This window comes from Bacillus sp. X1(2014) (assembly GCF_007678255.1).
In genome coordinates, this window is sequence record NZ_VEED01000003.1 from 380,068 (window position 1) to 397,255 (window position 17,188).

A 17,188-nucleotide genomic window follows, 5' to 3' on the forward strand; every position below is an offset into this window, starting at 1 on the left:
GGACTTACCAACAAACATAGGAGGATACACCACATGATTGAAATCAAAGTACCAGAACTGGCAGAATCCATTACGGAAGGAACCATTGCTCAATGGCTCATTAATATTGGTGATAAAGTAACCAAAGGAGATAGTGTGGTTGAGCTGGAAACTGATAAAGTTAATATAGAATTAAATGCCGATTACTCAGGTGTAGTTACAAAGTTTTTAAAAGAGCCTGGCGATATCGTCGAAGTTGGCGATGTCATTGCGATTATCGAAGAGAATGCGGCGGCTGGAGCCACTCCAGCTGTTCCAGCTGCAGCTCCGGAAATAACAGTAGAAGAAACACTAAATCAACCAAGAACCCAGCCTCAGCCAGAACTTCCAAAAGGTAATAGTCCGATTGCTTCACCAGCGGCAAGAAAATTGGCAAGAGAATTGGGAATCGATTTAACACAAGTAAGCAGCCGGGATCCACTTGGAAGAATTAGACCAGAGGATGTAAAAGCATACACACCGACTCCTGCGGTTAAAGAAGAGCCAAAGGTGGAAAAGGCCAGCCCAAAACAAGCCGTACAACAAATAGATGAAGAGTTTGACAAACCAGTTGAACGGGTGAAAATGACCCGCCGGCGTCAAACAATCGCAAAACGCCTGGTAGAAGTCCAGCATACAGCAGCGATGTTAACAACTTTTAACGAAGTTGATATGTCGGCTGTTATGGATTTACGCAATCAGCGGAAAGATGCATTTTTTGAAAAACATGGTGTTCGTCTTGGGTTCATGTCATTTTTTACAAAAGCCGTTGTCTCAGCGTTAAAGCAATTCCCGCTTTTAAATGCCGAAATTCAAGGCGATGAATTGCTTATCAAGAAGTTCTATGATATTGGAATTGCCGTTGCAGCACCAGAGGGTCTAGTGGTACCGGTTGTTCGCGGTGCAAATCAGAAAAACTTTGCTGAAATCGAACAGGATATTAGTAATCTTGGTAAAAAAGCTCGTGATAATGCCCTTACGTTAAATGATTTGCAAGGTGGTACATTTACCATTACTAATGGCGGAGTTTTCGGATCATTAATGTCAACACCGATCTTGAATAGCCCGCAAGTAGGGATTCTCGGAATGCATAAAATCCAAACAAGACCAATAGCGATTGATAAGGAACGAATGGAAAACCGCCCGATGATGTATATTGCCTTGTCTTACGATCATCGAATTGTAGACGGCAAAGAGGCCGTTAGCTTCCTAGTTGCCGTGAAAGAATTGTTGGAAGATCCACACTCGTTATTATTAGAAGGGTAAAAGTTTCATTTGATCATGCTAGTTTAAATTAATAGTTCATAAAAATTAGGGATGGAGGTTTTCCATCTCTTTTTTTGTATTTGGATATCTAAAAAGCAGCTCAGGTGTATACGATCGTGTGTGCACAAGGTGGGAAAAAACAAACGATTACCGACAAGCAGCTTCAAGTCCTGGCTGATGCCTTTAAAGTAGTTCCGCGAGAAGGAATTTTGAAATTATAAATATTTAATCAATCAAAAGGCATGTTCCTGTAATAGGGAGTATGCCTTTTGTAGATTATTTGTTTTTTCAATTGGGGAATAAGAAATATGATATGATTTGATTTAGAGATAGAATTCAGAAAATAGGTGAATCAAATGAATCTGGAACTTCTTGATGAACTAATGGAAATAACAGATGAAGAGAGATCGATTCTTGAAGAGCGAAAAAAAGTAAGTAAAGAACTGTATACAAATAAGACAAATTTTATTATTGAAAGTGAAAAATTCCTCAGTAAAGATAAGATGATTATGGTACGTAAGCACACAAGATTTGTGGATTTCCCTTTACATAAACACGATTATATTGAAGTCAATTATGTCTATACCGGGGAATTGAATCAAACGGTGGGTGGAAGGCAAATTACCTTGAAAAAAGGAGAACTTCTCTTATTAAATCAGCATATTGAACATGAGATCAAAGCTTGTTCTAAAGAAGACATTGTCATTAATTTCATCATTCGTCCTTCTTTCTTCGACTTTATTTTTACCTTTTTAAGTTCCGAAAATATTGTCAGTGATTTTCTGATTAATAGCTTATATAACAACACACAGAACGGACAATTCCTTTATTTTAAAGTTGCTGAAGTACCGGCTATTCAGGATATGATTGGAAAAATGATTGAGGAAATCATGCATCCTTCTACTTTCTCAGAATCAACTATTAAGCTTTATATGGGGCTTTTCTTGATTGAACTTATCAAAAATTCCGATAAGGTGGAGAGAAAAGAAGAGGCATCTATCAATCATTATATAGTAGTAGAGTCACTTAAGTATATAGAAGATCAGTTTAAGGATGCCTCGTTATATGAATTAGCAGATCAATTGAAACAATCTCACTATGGTTTAAGTAAAACCATAAAGAAGGCCACATCCCACACATTCAAAGAGCTTCTTCAAGAGAGGCGACTTGTCAAAGCGAAGGAATTATTGGAAGGAACCGACCTGGCGATTGCTTCAATTGTAGAGCAGGTGGGTTATGATAACATCAGTTATTTCTACCGGATTTTTAAAGGGAAATATGGAATGACACCAAAGGAATACAGACAGAGAACATGATAAAAATAAAAAAACAATGAATCCCTCCAAATTGGGATTCATTGTTTTTTACTTTTTTAATAACAAATACATAAAGTACGGAGCACCGATTAAGGCAACCATAATTCCAGCGGGAATTCCATTAGGTTCAATCAAGTTCCGTCCAATTGTATCTGCAATGAGCAAGAGCCAACCGCCTATCAGAATCGCTAAGGGAATAAATAGTTGATTTCTAGGTCCTACCAACGCTTTTGCGATATGGGGAGCCATCAATCCAATAAAGGAAATTCCTCCCGTAATAGAAACGGCAGAAGCAGCCAGGGCAACGGCTGTTACTAGTAAAACAATCCGTTCCCTTTCAATTGAAACACCCACACCGATGGCAGCTGACTCACTTAGACCGAGAAGATTTAATCGATTTGCCTTGTACAATGCAAACGGGATTAATATCAATAACCAGGGTAAGAATGCCCAAATAAAAGGCCAATCCGTTCCCCAAATATTCCCCGCTAACCATTTCGCAATAAAATCTACCTTTTCCCGTTCAGCTGATGAAATCAGGACAATCATCACTCCAGAAAGTGCCATCGAAAAACCAATCCCGACTAGAACTAATCTCACTGGCTGCATTCCAGAATTTCTTTTATAGGAAAAAAGATAGATTAGTGCGGCAGTTAGTATCGCACCACAAAAAGCCACAAGGGGAAGTACGTAAACAAATGAACCTGCTTCAATAGGTAAAAACAAAAAGAAAACGGTAATTGCCACACCTGCTCCGGAGTTAATCCCAATTATACCAGGATCAGCAAGATCATTCCGTGTGATTCCTTGTAAAATAGAACCAGATAAGGCCAAGGCCATCCCTGCTAACAATGTAATAATCATTCTTGGTAAGCGAATAGAAAATAAGACAAAATCCTCTTTAAACGTTCCGTGTCCGAGAAGAGTTGGAATAAGTCGGTCATAGGATAGGGAAGAGTATCCTAAACCCATGCCAATAATGCATGATAACAATATGAGTCCTAGTAAACTACTTAAAAGTATCCGCTGTTTTTTTAATAAAGAAGGCTGAATCATGAAAATACGCTTCCTCCTTTACGGACAATAACAAGGAAGAAGGGCAGCCCCATTACAGCCATGATTGCAATGATTGGTGTTTCGTAGGGAGCATTAATGATTCTCCCAAGGGTATCAGCAAAAAGCATAAAAGTGGCTCCAGAAATAGCGGACATGGGAATGATGAAGCGGTAATCCGTTCCGACGATTCCGCGAACCAAATGGGGGACCATTAAGCCGATGAAGGCCATATTCCCGACAAGTGCCACAGAAGCACCTGCTAATAGTATGATCACTATAAATAGAATCGCCTTTACTTGAGTTGTTTTTTGACCAAGTCCAACGGCAACTTCTTCATTTAAACTTAAAATGGTAAGCTGTCTGGAGAGAAAAAGTGACACCAGAATCCCAATAATAATAAATGGGACGATGATTTGAAGCTGTTTCCACGACGTCCCAATCATCCCTCCTGAAGTCCACATGGACACATTTTTGGAAACTTTGAAATAAATCCCAATTCCTTCTGCAACAGCATACAGGAAGGCAGAGACCGCTGCCCCAGCTAAAACAATTCTGAGCGGAGAAAAGCCGCCTTTTTTTATGGAACCGATCCCGAAAACTATCAATGTTCCAACTGCAGCCCCCATAAAACAAGCGACTGTCATGCTGAAATAATTGGCAGAAGGGATAAACGAAACGGCTATGGCAAGTGCCGCATTCGCGCCAGCTGTTAATCCAAGTAAACCAGGATCTGCTAGGGGATTTCTCGTCAGACCTTGCATGATCGCGCCTGAAACAGCGAGTGCTGCACCAACAAAAATGGCAGCCGCTGCTCTTGGAAATCGGATTTCACGGAGCATCAAAGTGGCATCATTATTAGTTGAAGTTGAAGTTAGTGCCATCCAAACATCTTTGACGGTCGTATCTGCCGCTCCAAAAACGCAGGCAGCAATGGACATACCGGCAAAAACAAGGAAAGCAGCGATAATCTTATATACAAAGGGGAAATTTTCTTTTGTCATCAGTCTCTCATCTTTTCTTTCCTAGAATAGGGGAAGAGGGAATTCTAGATAAAGAACCCCTCATAGATTATTAATTTCCGAGAAATGACTTCTTAAAAAAGTCTAATTGCTTATCTAATGTCACTGGGTCACTAAAGGAAGCACCGTTTCCATTCATTTCAAAGACACGATTATTTTTAACGGCTGAAATATTCTTGTACGTTTTTGTTTCTTGGAATGAGTGATCGGCATCAGCGTATTTACTAAGGATCACATAGTCTCCAGCATACTCAGGAAGTACCTCTGCTGAAATCGCATAGTAGCCAGATTTTAATGCCATTTCCTTCACCTTATCAGGCATTTTCAAATTCATGGCTTGATATAAGATTTCTGTTCCTCTTGCCCAGTTATTACCGAATACATATAGATCCTTATCATAAGCTTCGATGACGGATACTGTTGCATCTTCACCAATTTTTGAGCGGATTTCGTCTCCCGCTGCTGTTGCTCTTGATTTGAAGTCATCAACCCAAGCTTGTGCTTCCTTCTCTTTATTTAACAGTTTTCCGATTTCTATATGTTGGGTTAAATAATCGGCTTTCCCCCAAGTATAAGTTACAGTTGGAGCAATCTCTTTTAATTTATCAAGGTTTTTAATATTAGATAAACCAATAATTAAATCTGGTTCTAATTCAATAATTTTTTCTAAGTTTTCATCAGATACTTCAGCAACATCTTTTAATTCTTCTTTAAAAGTGGGATTATTTTTAGACCAAACATCTACACCAACGATATTCACACCTAAATCGATGACATTACCCGTGAATCCTGAAAGCAATATGACACGTTTTGGGTTGGATGGGACTTCTATCGGGCCATTTTCTGATTGATATGTAATGGTTTTTGGGTGTTCTTCTTTTTTAGGTGAACTCTCTTCTTTTCCTGACGTCTCGTTACTGCAGGCACTAATAATTAACACTAAGAGCAGGATAAACGGGTATATCAGCTTTTTCATTTTGAATTTCTCCTTTTAATAAGTTGTAGGTAAGACACATGGGCTTATTTGTTCGTGGATCCCGTCCAATTTGGGCATCAATTTGGAACACTTTTTTCAACACTTCAGGTGTCATAACCTCTTCGCAATCTCCTGCTTTGACGATGTGTCCCTCTTTCAGCGCAATGATATAGTCAGCGAAACGTGTTGCATGATTTAAATCGTGAAGGACCATGACAATCGTACGTTCCTGTTCGATGTTCAGCTTTTGAAGAAGCTCTAGTACTTCCAGTTGATGGGCCATATCTAGATAAGTGGTTGGTTCATCCAGAAAAATGATGTCTGTTTCTTGAGCAAGTGCCATGGCAATCCAAACTCGTTGGCGTTGGCCTCCAGATAAAGAATCAACTGAACGAAACTTAAAGTCTAGTAAACCTGTGACTTCAAGTGCCCAGTCAATAACTTCAAAATCTTTTTTTGTTAAGCGTCCAAAGCCTTTTTGATAGGGAAAGCGGCCATAGGAAACGAGCTCACCTACTGAGAGTCCAGCAGCACTTTCAGGTGATTGCGGGAGAATGGCCATTTTCTTTGCAAGAATCTTTGTATTTTCCTTTGAGATATCTTTCCCATCTAACAAAACGGTTCCAGATTGCTGTGAAATAATTCGTGTGATCGCTTTCAATAAAGTAGATTTCCCGCAGCCATTAGATCCGATGATAGTTGTAATTTTTCGATCGGGTATTTTCACACTGAGATTTTTAACAATTAACTGGTCATCATAGCTAATGTTTAAACCCTCTGTATATAACCGAACCATTAGTGACCTCCTTTTAAACAAACGTAAGTAACAACATGTTGTTGATAATGATTATCATTTTCATACCTAACTATATTCGCTCGATTTATTTCTTGTCAATAACTATTTTTTTAGTTTTTCAAAGAATCGTTGTGAAAAGAGTGGGAAAATCGTTGATAGGACCGAGTGGATGTTTACAATGTAATAAAAAAATTCAAAAAAATAAAAAAAACATTTGATATTGATAATCGTTATCAACTAAAATAAGGGTAAGTGATAATATTTATCAATTAGCGGAGTGGAATATAAATAAATGGATATGTTTTTTAAAGATTTTTTGGCAGGGAGTGTTCATTCATGGAGCAGCATGAATTATTTGATGTGACCGTAATTGGCGGGGGACCAGCAGGGCTTTACTCGACTTTTTATAGCGGACTTAGAGAAATGAAAACAAAGCTCATCGAATTTCAGCCGCAGCTGGGCGGGAAAATTCATGTGTATCCAGAGAAAATGATTTGGGATGTTGGCGGGCAAACGCCCATTCCTGGAGCCAAATTAATAGAACAATTGGTTGCACAGGGATTAACGTTTAATCCAACCGTAGTGCTAAACGAAAAGGTTGAGTCGATCACACGTAATGAAGATGGTATTTTTATATTGCAAGCAGCTTCAGGGCAGAAGCATTTTTCGAAAACAGTCATCGTCGCAATTGGCAGTGGTATTTTGAACCCTCAAAAGCTGGACATTGAAGGAGCTGAAAGATTTGAGGTATCCAATTTAAATTACACAGTCAAGTCATTAAAACATTTCAAAGATAAGACTGTCATCATCTCAGGTGGTGGAAATACAGCTATTGATTGGGCGAATGAGTTAGAGTCAATTGCCAAAAAAGTTTATGTAACCTATCGAAAAGATGCGTTAAAAGGTCACGAGGCACAAGCAACACAGCTAATGAAGAGTTCTGCGGTTTGTTTATTTCACACCTCGATTACCAAACTGATTGCCAGTAGCAATCATGAATGTATTGAAATGGTGGAACTGACAAATCATGTTTCAGGAGAGGTTTCTCACTTGCCAATTGATGAGGTAATTATTAATCATGGGTATGAACAAGACGCTACATTACTTGAAAACAGTAGTTTAAATATTAAAATAGCAGACAATTATTATATTGCAGGTAATTCTGTGAGTGAATCATCAGTTGAAGGAATGTATGCTGCCGGTGATATCCTTATGTATGATGGTAAAGTTAATTTAATAACAGGTGCATTCCAAGATGCAGCAAACGCAGTTAATAAAGCGAAACAATATATACAGCCTGACGCTAGTAAAATCGGGATGGTCTCTTCCCACAATGAACTCTTTAAAAAGCGAAATAGGGAATTGATGAAGCAAATGATGAAATAAGCTTAATCGATTTGTTAAAAAAGTCCTTCATCGGCATGATGGAGGACTTTTTTCTGTAATCGAAACTGAGTTTTGCCCTTCACCGATGGTATATACATACACGTTTTTATTTCACTGGTGACATATACCCAAAACTACCTGAAATTTCTTTGCAGATATGTATTAAATATTGAGCTAGTTCATTATTTTCATTTTGAGGAATAAACTCTGAAAAGCCTACCACTGTAACGGCCCCCAGGAGTTTTTTCTGATAGTTTAATACCGGGATCGATACGGATGAGACGGAGGATACCAGTGGTTCTCTTGCAAAGGCAATTTCTTTCTCACGAATGAGTCCGCATTCCTCCTCAAGTTGACTAACCTTTTCAGAAGGAATTTGCATAAATTCTTTCGCTTTCCATTCACGTATCATATGCTCATCCATGAAGGCCATAAATACTTTACCTGTTGCCGAACGAATAGGTAGTAAGGTTCCTATTTGAGCGCCAATATTAAACCCTCGATTGTTGTTCAAATCTTTAACAATCATTGGACCATTATCGGTCCAACTAGAAAATAGAACGGTACTCGAACTTTTTTCGTTAATTTCATGCAGAAAAGGTGAGATCCTGTCGATCACATTTTCTTGATCGACAGCAGCCATTCCATATTCAATCAACTTGCTTCCCAATACATATTCTCCCGTATCCTTGTGTCGATATAGGAGGCCTAGTTGTGTGAAAGTATTTAAATATTTATATAGATTACTCTTTGTAATCTGTGTTAAATCCTGAATATCGGAAAATCTTAATGGCCTGCCTTGTTTGGCAATGATATCAATAATCCCCATTCCTATTTGTAATGACTGAATGGTTGTTCCTTTTTTTATGGATTCCATACTAAACCTCCTATAGACCTTAATCCCTATAATAGCATAGCAGTGGACTAAATCCTACGCAGAACAAAATAGTTTTCTGAATATTATTTTTAATTTTACAGAAATTAGTATTATTGAAAATTCAGAATATTTGTGTTAACCTTATTGATGTACATCAAATGACGGGCTGCTATTTTAGAGTAATTTTTGTATGCCACAAAAGTAAAGCGCTTTCATTTATTTAGCGCTAAACCGACCAACTAGTCGGTCACAATGGTTCTAATATTTTCAATTTAGGGGGATTTATATGGATGTAAGCGGAATTTTAAAGGTAGTTGCAGAAAGTAAACTTGTATATCCAAGCGAAGAAAAACAATCTAACACCTCAATTGGAAGCAGTAAAGCTTTTCATGAACTTCTTCAAAAATCCCAAAAAGATCCCGAATCCTTTTGGAACGATGTGGCGAAGGAGCTATTTTGGTATGAGACTTGGCAAAAAACAATAAGTGGAAATCTTCCAGACTTTCGTTTTTTTGAAGGGGGCATCAGCAACCCTTGTGTAAACTTACTCGACCGTCATGTGGAAAATGGTGCTGGAAATCGCACCGCACTGATTTGGGAGGGAGAAAACGGGGACACTAAGTTTTTTACATATAATATGCTGTTAGCAGAAGTAAATCGCTTTTCGAATGTCTTGCGGTCATTTGGTGTGGAAAAAGGGGATTGTGTAGCGATTTTCCTTCCGAATTTGGCTGAGGCAATTATTGCCGTGCTTGCTTGCTTTCGGATTGGGGCAATATACAATACCGTATTTTCAGGATACTCCGAAAAGTCATTGAAGGACCGTCTCATTAGCTTTGAGCCCAAGATTATCGTGACGACCGACGCTACGATCAGACGTGGAAACAAAGTTTGCTTGAAGGAAAAAGTGGACAGGGTAATTCCAGATATTCCATCCATTGAAGCGGTGATCGTCGTTAATCGCCTAAATACAGAAATCAATATGACAGAAGGACGTGATTTCTGGTGGGAGGAACTAACTAGAAAGGCAAGTATCCTTTGTGAACCTGAGAAGCTGGAGGCCAATGAATATGGAATTGTCTTCTATACAAGCGGTACAACAGGAAAACCAAAGGGTGTCGTCCATTCAGGTATGGCCTTTGTAATCCAAAATTACATCTATAGTAAATATCATATGGATCATCATGATGATGACGTTTTCTGGTGTACGGCTGATATAGGATGGTTAACGATGCATATTTGGGGCATTGCGGGCGCACTCGCCAATGGAGTGACCACTGTCGTATATGAAGGATCGATTGACTTTCCAACAAAGGATAGATTTTATCAGGTAATCGAGAAATACCGTGTCAATAAATTGTTTACCGCCCCAACAGCATTGCGGATGTTAAAAAGTCTAGGTGAAAAAGTACTGAATCAATTTGATTTATCATGTCTGGATGTTGTTTCCCTAGTGGGTGAACCCTTTGACCCAGAATCATGGCAGTGGACGTATGAGGTATTAGGGAAGAAAAAGATATGCGTTAATAATACTTGGGGACAAACGGAGACAGCGGGCTGTCCAATTGCTGGCGCCGCATGGTTAACCCCAATGAAGCCTGGATCAGCAGGTATGCAATTTTTAGGTGCAGATATAGCTGTAGTGGATGAAGAGGGAAATCCAGTTAAACCGGGCACGTTAGGAAATTTAATCATTAGAAAACCATTTCCAATGCTTTGCCGTACGCTTTGGAAGGAACCGGAGCGTTATATTTCCTCTTATTTTAGCCAGGTGAAAGGAAGCTATTTTGCTAGTGATTTGGCTTTGATTGATGAGGATGGCTATGTGTGGGTTGTTGGTCGTTCTGATGATGCCTTCAATGTTGCCGGGCATCGCTTAAGTACTATGGAAATTGAAAGTGCGGTTCTTGAGTGTGAAGGAGTCGCTGAAGCGGCTGTAATTGGTGTCCCAGATGAAATCAAAGGAGAAGTACCGCTTGTATTTGTCCGGGTAAATGATCTTTCCCTAGGGACTGATAATTTAAAAGAAAAAATAAATGAAAATATTATCCAGCTTATCGGAAAAATTGCTCTGCCAAAATCTATCATTTTTACAGAAACACTACCAAAAACAGTTAGCGGAAAAATCATGCGCCGTTTATTAAAGGAAATTTTCGTATCAGGAAAGGTTTCAGGTGATATTACCGGGCTTGAAGATCCAGCAACAGTAGCGCAAATTCAAATGATTATCAATGAAAGGTCGACAGTGAAATAAACAAAAAGTCTGATGGGATTTCCATCAGACTTTATATATTATCAATCTACTATGCTTTTTTCATCTCAATTAGTAAGATATGCGAGGTTTTTTCTGCCTTAATTGTGATGGCTTCTTCAACAATCTCCATTCCATCTCTGTCAGAGAGCTCTATTCCATTAATGACAGAAGTACCTTCTATTTGAACTAAATAAGCCTGTCTGTCCTCTTTAACTGGAAAGCTTATTTCATTTCCTTGCTGCAATTCCAAAGAATAAATGTTTGCATCTTGGTTAATCGTAATTTGAGCATCTCCGTCTTTTCCCGATACCATGTGCAGCCAAGTATTTTTTCTATCATCCCAATTAAATCTAAAATCACCATAGGCTGGTGTATGGCCAGTTTTGTCTGGTAAAATCCAAATTTGTAAAAACCTTGATGTATGTTCACCTAAATTATATTCGCTATGAAGCACACCCGTACCAGCACTCATATATTGAACCTGTCCGCGTGTTATTGTATTTTGGTTACCCATGCTGTCTCCATGAGTCAACTCACCATTCACCACGTAGGAGATAATCTCCATATTTTTATGTGGATGCGTACCAAATCCTGTTTGCGGGTTAATTAAATCATCATTAATTACCCGTAAAACCCCAAACTGAATATTGTCTGGATTAAAATATTCTGCAAATGAAAAGTGAAATTTACTTCTTAACCATCCTATATTACTAGAACCCATATCCTTGCTGTTGATTTTTCTTAGCATATTTTTCTCTCCAATCTATTATAAAAAATGTAGATAAAGAATACTTTCGATTTGTAATTTATCTCGAATTCGAGATAATTATATACATTATATTTCCTAGTGTCAACACTATTGGGAGAAAGCCACCAAAGTAGCATATTAAAGAGGGAGTCCCAATGCAAATTGATCTGCTATTGGGACTCCCTCCATTTTTTATATTGTCTGCTATTCCAGATTTCTGTCCAACAATGCTCCAGTCTGCTCTGCCATCACACGGGCTGGTAATGGCATTCCATTCTTAAACCACCATTCCACGGTACCAACGACTGCTGAACCAAAAAATTGAAGAATAACTTCTTCACTTAAGCCATGATTTGTTCCTTCGGTTGTTTCCACTTCCACTTTAAACTCTTCAATGACTAAATCGAGAAAACGACTACGGAAATATGGTGCACCTTTACTTGCTAACATTGTTGAAAAAAATAAGTAATTACGTTCAAAGTATTCGTACCAGACATAGTTTCCTTCTTGAAAAGTCATCTCAGATGCCGATTGGCATAGTTCTCGAAGATTGTTCATATGTTCTTCAATCATTTTATCCAATAGATCATATTTATCCGTGTAGTGAAGATAGATCGTTCCTCTATTAACATCTGCTCTATCAGCAATATCCTGAATGGTAATATCATCAAAACTTTTTTCAGACATCAGTTCAATGACAGCATTTTTTATCGCTACTTGGCTTTTGGCTATTCTTCTATCAACTTTAGACATTTTATTTCACCAATCTTTCTAAAGATAATCAACAAAGGTATTTGGTTTGTTGATTAATCAACGAATTGCGTTCATTTAACCATTGAAAGTATAACGAGCTTTTTTATAATAATAAACAGATGTTGATTAATCAATCAATATTAATTTTTAAATCATCATGATGTAGCTACTTTTGGAATAATAAAAGTAAGTTAACTATAACTTTTACACGGCAGGACTGACAAAAATATAACAATTCAAAGGAGACAAAAGCATGTATAACGAAACTAACAAATTATCAAATGGTGTAAAAATTCCAAAATTAGGTCTCGGTACTTGGCTGCTTGACGATGCACAGGCAGCACAGGCAGTGCGTGATGCCGTATCTATCGGATATCGTCATATTGATACCGCTCAGGCTTATATGAATGAAACTGGTGTAGGCGATGGAATCCGTTCCTGCGGTGTCGCAAGAGAAGAACTTTTCATCACGACAAAGGTTGCTGCAGAAGCAAAGACCTATGATGCAGTTACGAAGTCTATTGATGAGTCTTTAGCAAAGTTGGGACTTGATTACATTGACCTTCTGATTATCCACAGTCCACAGCCTTGGAAGGAGTTCCGTGAGGCGAACTGTTACTTCGAGGAAAACAAAGATGTATGGAGAGCAATGGAGGATGCTTATATGACAGGCAAGTTAAGGGCAATCGGTCTTTCTAACTTCCTTCAGGATGATATAGAGAATATTCTTGCAAGCTGTGAGATCAAGCCTATGGTAAATCAAATATTGGCACATGTGAGCAATACTCCTTTTGAACTAATTGAATACTGCCAGAAGAATGACATCCTGGTAGAGGCATATTCACCAATTGCACACGGTGCAGTTCTCGATAATGCTGAGGTAAAGGTAATTGCTGATAAGTATGGAGTGTCTGTTGCTCAACTTTGCCTGCGTTATGATATCCAGCTTGATCTTGTAGTAATTCCTAAGACGGCAAATCCGGAACATATGAGAAACAATGCAGAGCTTGATTTTGTTATCAGCGAGGAAGATATGGAGACTTTGAAGAATGTAGGGCACATCCAGAATTATGGTGAGCATAGCTTCTTCCCGGTATTTGGGGGGAATTTAAAATAATAAGAAAACATATGAATAATGATTGGAAAATTTACTTGCTGGCTCTCATTACTTTCATGGTCAGTTCATCAGAGTATGTCATTGCAGGAATTTTGGATAAAGTTGCTGCCTCCTCCAATGTATCGGTATCGGTAGCAGGACAACTAATTACCATATTTGCGTTAGCTAATGCGGTTGGTTCTCCCTTCGTCGTGATGGGGACGACAAAATTGAATCAGCGGAAGTTATTAATGCTTTCTCTAGTATTAATGGTGATTGGCTGTGTAATGACTTTTACCCTTTCCGGTTTCGGTTTTCTAATTGTCTCACGTATTATTCTTGCTCTAGGAAGCGGCGTTTTTGCTATTGGTGCGAAGACTGCAGCAGTCAATTTAGCTTCCCCAGAAAAACAAGCAGGTGCTATCGGCACCGTTATACTTGGATTTAGTGCTGCTATCATCGTCGGTGTTCCAATTGGTCGTCTTATAGCCACAGCATATGACTGGAAGTTAATTTTTGTGGTGATAGGTGTTCTGAGTTTACTAGCAATCTTCGTTATTTTTCGTACGATTCCTGCTACTAATAACGGGCCAGCCGTCCCTCTGGGCAAGCAACTCTCATATTTAAAGAACCCTAAAATCTTAATGGGCCTTGGTGCAACGTTCTTTTGGCAGTTAGGATATGGTGCAATGTATTCCTATATTGCACCCTTCCTGCTGACCGTTACATCCATGAACGGACGAGAAGTTAGCGGTGCCTTGTTTGCCTTCGGTATTGCTACCTTAATAGGTTCAAAGTTTGGTGGTTTCATGACAGATCGGATTGGTAACTCTAGAACTCTTGTTAGAGGTTTGGTTGTTCATTGTTTAGCTCTAGTGTTGCTATCTACTATTGCAAGGTCACCTCTTGTCGCCCTTCTGTTGCTTATATTGTGGTCCTTCTCAGCGTGGTCGTCAGGCCCGGGTATGCAGTACAACCTGGTTTGGCTTGCACCAGAAGCTTCAGGAATCATGCTAAGTTTATATGGCTCATTCATACAATTAGGCATAGCTGCGGCGGCAGGAATTGGGGGTATTGCTGTAAAAAGCACATCGGTGCTGGCGGTCAGCTGGATTGGGGCAGCATCAGTGGCAATTGCTGCAATTATTGCAGCGGTATCATTTAGTCTTAATAGGAAAGAAACGAGAAAGTCGTTTAATGAAATTGGCCTATGAGCATTATAAAAATGAAATTTAACAACGTGGAAGTTCTTGGGGGATTAATGAAATGATTATTCGTCCAATAGTTCAAGTAGGTTAATAAAAATAAATTTATTGGAGGAATTAAAAATGGCAAAACATGAAGAAGTAAAAAATGGTGTTATTTTCCCAGTAGGCGAGAAAAATGAAGCATATGCACAATTTTTTGTGGGACAAAGTTATCTTAAAGGATTAGTTGCTGATCCAAAAGTGAATGTTGGTGTAGGGAATGTGACCTTTGAACCAGGATGCAGAAATAACTGGCATATCCATCGTGATGGTTTTCAAATTTTATTGGTAACTGGCGGCGAAGGTTGGTACCAAGAAGAAGGAAAGCCTGCTCAATTCTTAAAAGCTGGTGAGGTGATTGTTACTCACGATGGTGTAAAACATTGGCATGGTGCTGCAAAGGACAGTTGGTTTGAACACATTGCAATCACTGCTGGTACGCCTGAATGGTTGGAACCAGTATCAGATGAGGAATATAACAAAGTAAAATAATAGTTTTGGATATGAAAGGACCTATAATACAGGGCTTTTTTTCAACCCAAGCATTATGATGTATCTTATAAACAGATGTTGTGAATCCAGATGATAATCAGCGGCTTGTTCAACTAGCAAAAGATATGGCGCTACAAAATGGGCTGTTCGTAATTTAATGGAAGTTTTGCGAATGGAATCCTGCCATGGAGAGTACTAACATCCGTTATCCAGTAGCGATCAACAAGACCACGACAGCCTTTTAATTTGCGCTTGGCATGGGTGCAGTCTCTAGGTGAAGGTACCAACCATGAAGGCAGTAGTAATGGTGTCAACTTCTTGGGATAGTGGGGTCAGACTTATTATTTTTAAGACCCAATTTTAGGTAGCAGGTTCGGCTCTCATAACATGGTGAGAGCCTTTTTTTAGAAAATGATTAAAATTTGAAGTACCTTTGTAGGTTTGCCACATCGTTAATTTGGAAGCTCAATCCTCCAACAAGTCCTGACAATATTCTCTAATCAGTCTGGCCGCATATGTTTGGCTGATTTGCAGATCCTTGGCCACACGCCTAGAGCTTTTATTCACTTTATAGGATTTACGAATCATTTCCTTTTTTGCCAATTCGACAGCATCATTAAGGGTAGTGGGGGCAGTATTTTCAATTTGCGCCAGTCCTTGGTTATATATACTTTCGGGCAGGTCATCGATACCGATGACATCATTGCTTACAATAACTAGCTTTTCGAGCAGGTTTTCAAGTTGCCTTACGTTCCCGGGCCATGAATAATGGGTCAGACATTCGAGGCAATCTTTAGAAATTAATTTGTTCATTTCATGGTTCCGATTAAATTTGTATAAAAAATTATAGATGAGCGGGACTATATCTTCTTGCCTTTCCCGAAGCGGAGGCATTTTGATATCCACTACGTTCAGCCGATAATATAAATCTTCTCTAAACATTTTGTTTTGTACCATTTTGTTTAAATCTTTATTGGTCGCGGCAATAATTCGGATATCGACTGACTTTTCTTTATTGCCGCCAATAGGAATAAATTTTTTCTCCTGAATGACTTGCAGTATTTTAGCCTGAAGAGGCAAAGGCATGTCCCCTATTTCATCAAGAAACACCGTACCCCCATTCGCGCTTTCCAGTATCCCTTTTTTTCCGGAACGGTTTGCATTCGTGAAAGATCCTGGTGTATAGCCAAAAAGCTCGGACTCCATTAAATCAGCAGGGATTGCAGCACAATTGATGGTTAAAAATGGGCCGTTCCTTCTATTTCCATTTTCGTGAATATATTGTGCTAAGAGGCTTTTACCTGTTCCGGATTCACCTAGAATTATTATAGTAGAGTTTGCACCAGCCACCTTCTTTGCAAACTTCAACACATTTTTCACCTTTTCATTATTGGTAATGATGCTGCCAAATGGATCTTCAGCCTCTTTACTTTTTGTTGAATCGCTTTCTCTTACTTTCAGCATTTTGTAGCTTTGTAATTCCCTTGCTGTCGTTACGATTAATTCCACTTCTTTTTGATCATTTAAAATAGGAACGACAGAGGTGAGCAGTTCCGCACCAAGGATAGTGGTTTGTTTAATCGTAATTGGTTCCTTTCTTTCCAAAACATCCGGGAAAATAGAGGGATACCAATAGCCTTTATCAGCTAATTCCATGCTCGGTTTCCCGATAATGTCTTCCTTATTTAACCCATAATGCTTCTTACAGGCATCATTTACATAGATAATTTTCTTATCCTTATTTAAAACAAAGATTTCGTCAGAAGAATAATCTAAAATTTTTAAAAGCGCTTCCATATTTAGATCTAAATCGGTTAGAAAATTAGATAATGTCATGAAGTGACCTCCCGAAAATCATAATCTGAGTTCGATGGAACTCAGATGAGTT

Annotated in this window: 15 protein-coding genes and 2 pseudogenes; 9 read left to right on the plus strand and 8 right to left on the minus strand. The window is 38.7% G+C overall.

Annotated elements, in window-relative coordinates:
• Positions 1-33: 33 nt before the first annotated feature.
• From odhB to FS608_RS09340, 3 genes and pseudogenes are all read left to right on the plus strand, one after another.
• Complete coding sequence (odhB, locus tag FS608_RS09330; RefSeq protein ID WP_144549251.1) at positions 34-1,284, plus strand: 2-oxoglutarate dehydrogenase complex dihydrolipoyllysine-residue succinyltransferase; 1,251 nt, start codon at positions 34-36, stop codon at positions 1,282-1,284.
• 92 nt (positions 1,285-1,376) lie between these two features.
• A pseudogene (locus FS608_RS09335) lies at positions 1,377-1,505 on the plus strand (rhamnulose-1-phosphate aldolase); the annotation flags it as partial.
• 135 nt (positions 1,506-1,640) lie between these two features.
• Positions 1,641-2,600: an AraC family transcriptional regulator gene (locus FS608_RS09340; protein WP_144549253.1), complete on the plus strand. Its 960-nt coding sequence runs from the start codon at positions 1,641-1,643 to the stop codon at positions 2,598-2,600.
• A gap of 48 nt (positions 2,601-2,648) precedes the next feature.
• Here FS608_RS09340 and FS608_RS09345 read toward each other — a convergent pair whose 3' ends face one another.
• The 4 genes from FS608_RS09345 to FS608_RS09360 all read right to left on the minus strand — a co-directional run bounded on the left by FS608_RS09345 (position 2,649) and on the right by FS608_RS09360 (position 6,447).
• Positions 2,649-3,656 carry a FecCD family ABC transporter permease gene (locus tag FS608_RS09345; protein ID WP_144549256.1) on the minus strand — a complete coding sequence of 336 codons (1,008 nt, stop codon included), beginning with the start codon at positions 3,654-3,656 and terminating at the stop codon, positions 2,649-2,651.
• The gene (locus tag FS608_RS09350) at positions 3,653-4,657 is read right to left on the minus strand and encodes a FecCD family ABC transporter permease (protein ID WP_144549258.1); all 1,005 of its coding nucleotides are present in this window, start codon (positions 4,655-4,657) and stop codon (positions 3,653-3,655) included. The genes FS608_RS09345 and FS608_RS09350 overlap by 4 nt, the downstream gene beginning before the upstream one ends.
• 70 nt (positions 4,658-4,727) lie before the next feature.
• Positions 4,728-5,651, minus strand: a complete 924-nt coding sequence (locus tag FS608_RS09355; RefSeq protein ID WP_144549260.1) for an iron-hydroxamate ABC transporter substrate-binding protein — start codon at positions 5,649-5,651, stop codon at positions 4,728-4,730.
• A complete protein-coding gene (locus FS608_RS09360) occupies positions 5,602-6,447 on the minus strand; it encodes an ABC transporter ATP-binding protein (RefSeq protein WP_144549262.1) in 846 nt (281 codons plus the stop codon). Before FS608_RS09360 ends, FS608_RS09355 begins: the two co-directional genes overlap by 50 nt.
• Before the next feature lie 336 nt (positions 6,448-6,783).
• On the opposite strand from FS608_RS09360, the gene FS608_RS09365 reads away from it, so the two are divergent.
• Complete coding sequence (locus FS608_RS09365) at positions 6,784-7,833, plus strand: NAD(P)/FAD-dependent oxidoreductase (protein WP_144549264.1); 1,050 nt, start codon at positions 6,784-6,786, stop codon at positions 7,831-7,833.
• 106 nt (positions 7,834-7,939) lie between these two features.
• Here FS608_RS09365 and FS608_RS09370 read toward each other — a convergent pair whose 3' ends face one another.
• Positions 7,940-8,710 (minus strand): IclR family transcriptional regulator, encoded by a 771-nt coding sequence (locus tag FS608_RS09370; protein ID WP_144549266.1) that lies wholly within the window; start codon positions 8,708-8,710, stop codon positions 7,940-7,942.
• A gap of 286 nt (positions 8,711-8,996) precedes the next feature.
• On the opposite strand from FS608_RS09370, the gene FS608_RS09375 reads away from it, so the two are divergent.
• Positions 8,997-10,964, plus strand: coding sequence for an acetate--CoA ligase (locus tag FS608_RS09375; protein ID WP_144549268.1), 1,968 nt, complete (start codon positions 8,997-8,999; stop codon positions 10,962-10,964).
• Between the two features lie 49 nt (positions 10,965-11,013).
• Here the strand turns inward: FS608_RS09375 and FS608_RS09380 are convergent, their stop codons facing one another.
• Both FS608_RS09380 and FS608_RS09385 read right to left on the minus strand, forming a co-directional pair.
• On the minus strand, positions 11,014-11,712 hold the full coding sequence (locus tag FS608_RS09380; RefSeq protein ID WP_144549270.1) for a pirin family protein: 699 nt from the start codon (positions 11,710-11,712) through the stop codon (positions 11,014-11,016).
• A 204-nt stretch (positions 11,713-11,916) separates the two neighbouring features.
• Positions 11,917-12,465, minus strand: coding sequence for a TetR/AcrR family transcriptional regulator (locus tag FS608_RS09385; RefSeq protein WP_144549272.1), 549 nt, complete (start codon positions 12,463-12,465; stop codon positions 11,917-11,919).
• A 253-nt stretch (positions 12,466-12,718) separates the two neighbouring features.
• Here FS608_RS09385 and FS608_RS09390 point away from each other — a divergent pair, with 253 nt between their 5' ends.
• The 4 genes and pseudogenes from FS608_RS09390 to FS608_RS09405 all read left to right on the plus strand — a co-directional run.
• A complete protein-coding gene (locus FS608_RS09390) occupies positions 12,719-13,582 on the plus strand; it encodes an aldo/keto reductase (protein WP_144549274.1) in 864 nt (287 codons plus the stop codon).
• Between the two features lie 11 nt (positions 13,583-13,593).
• Positions 13,594-14,775 carry an MFS transporter gene (locus FS608_RS09395; RefSeq protein ID WP_144549276.1) on the plus strand — a complete coding sequence of 394 codons (1,182 nt, stop codon included), beginning with the start codon at positions 13,594-13,596 and terminating at the stop codon, positions 14,773-14,775.
• A gap of 114 nt (positions 14,776-14,889) precedes the next feature.
• Positions 14,890-15,300: a cupin domain-containing protein gene (locus FS608_RS09400; protein WP_144549278.1), complete on the plus strand. Its 411-nt coding sequence runs from the start codon at positions 14,890-14,892 to the stop codon at positions 15,298-15,300.
• Between the two features lie 124 nt (positions 15,301-15,424).
• A pseudogene (locus FS608_RS09405) lies at positions 15,425-15,524 on the plus strand (oxidoreductase); the annotation flags it as partial.
• 241 nt (positions 15,525-15,765) lie between these two features.
• Here FS608_RS09405 and FS608_RS09410 read toward each other — a convergent pair.
• Positions 15,766-17,136, minus strand: coding sequence for a sigma-54 interaction domain-containing protein (locus FS608_RS09410; RefSeq protein ID WP_144549281.1), 1,371 nt, complete (start codon positions 17,134-17,136; stop codon positions 15,766-15,768).
• Positions 17,137-17,188 lie beyond the last annotated feature (52 nt).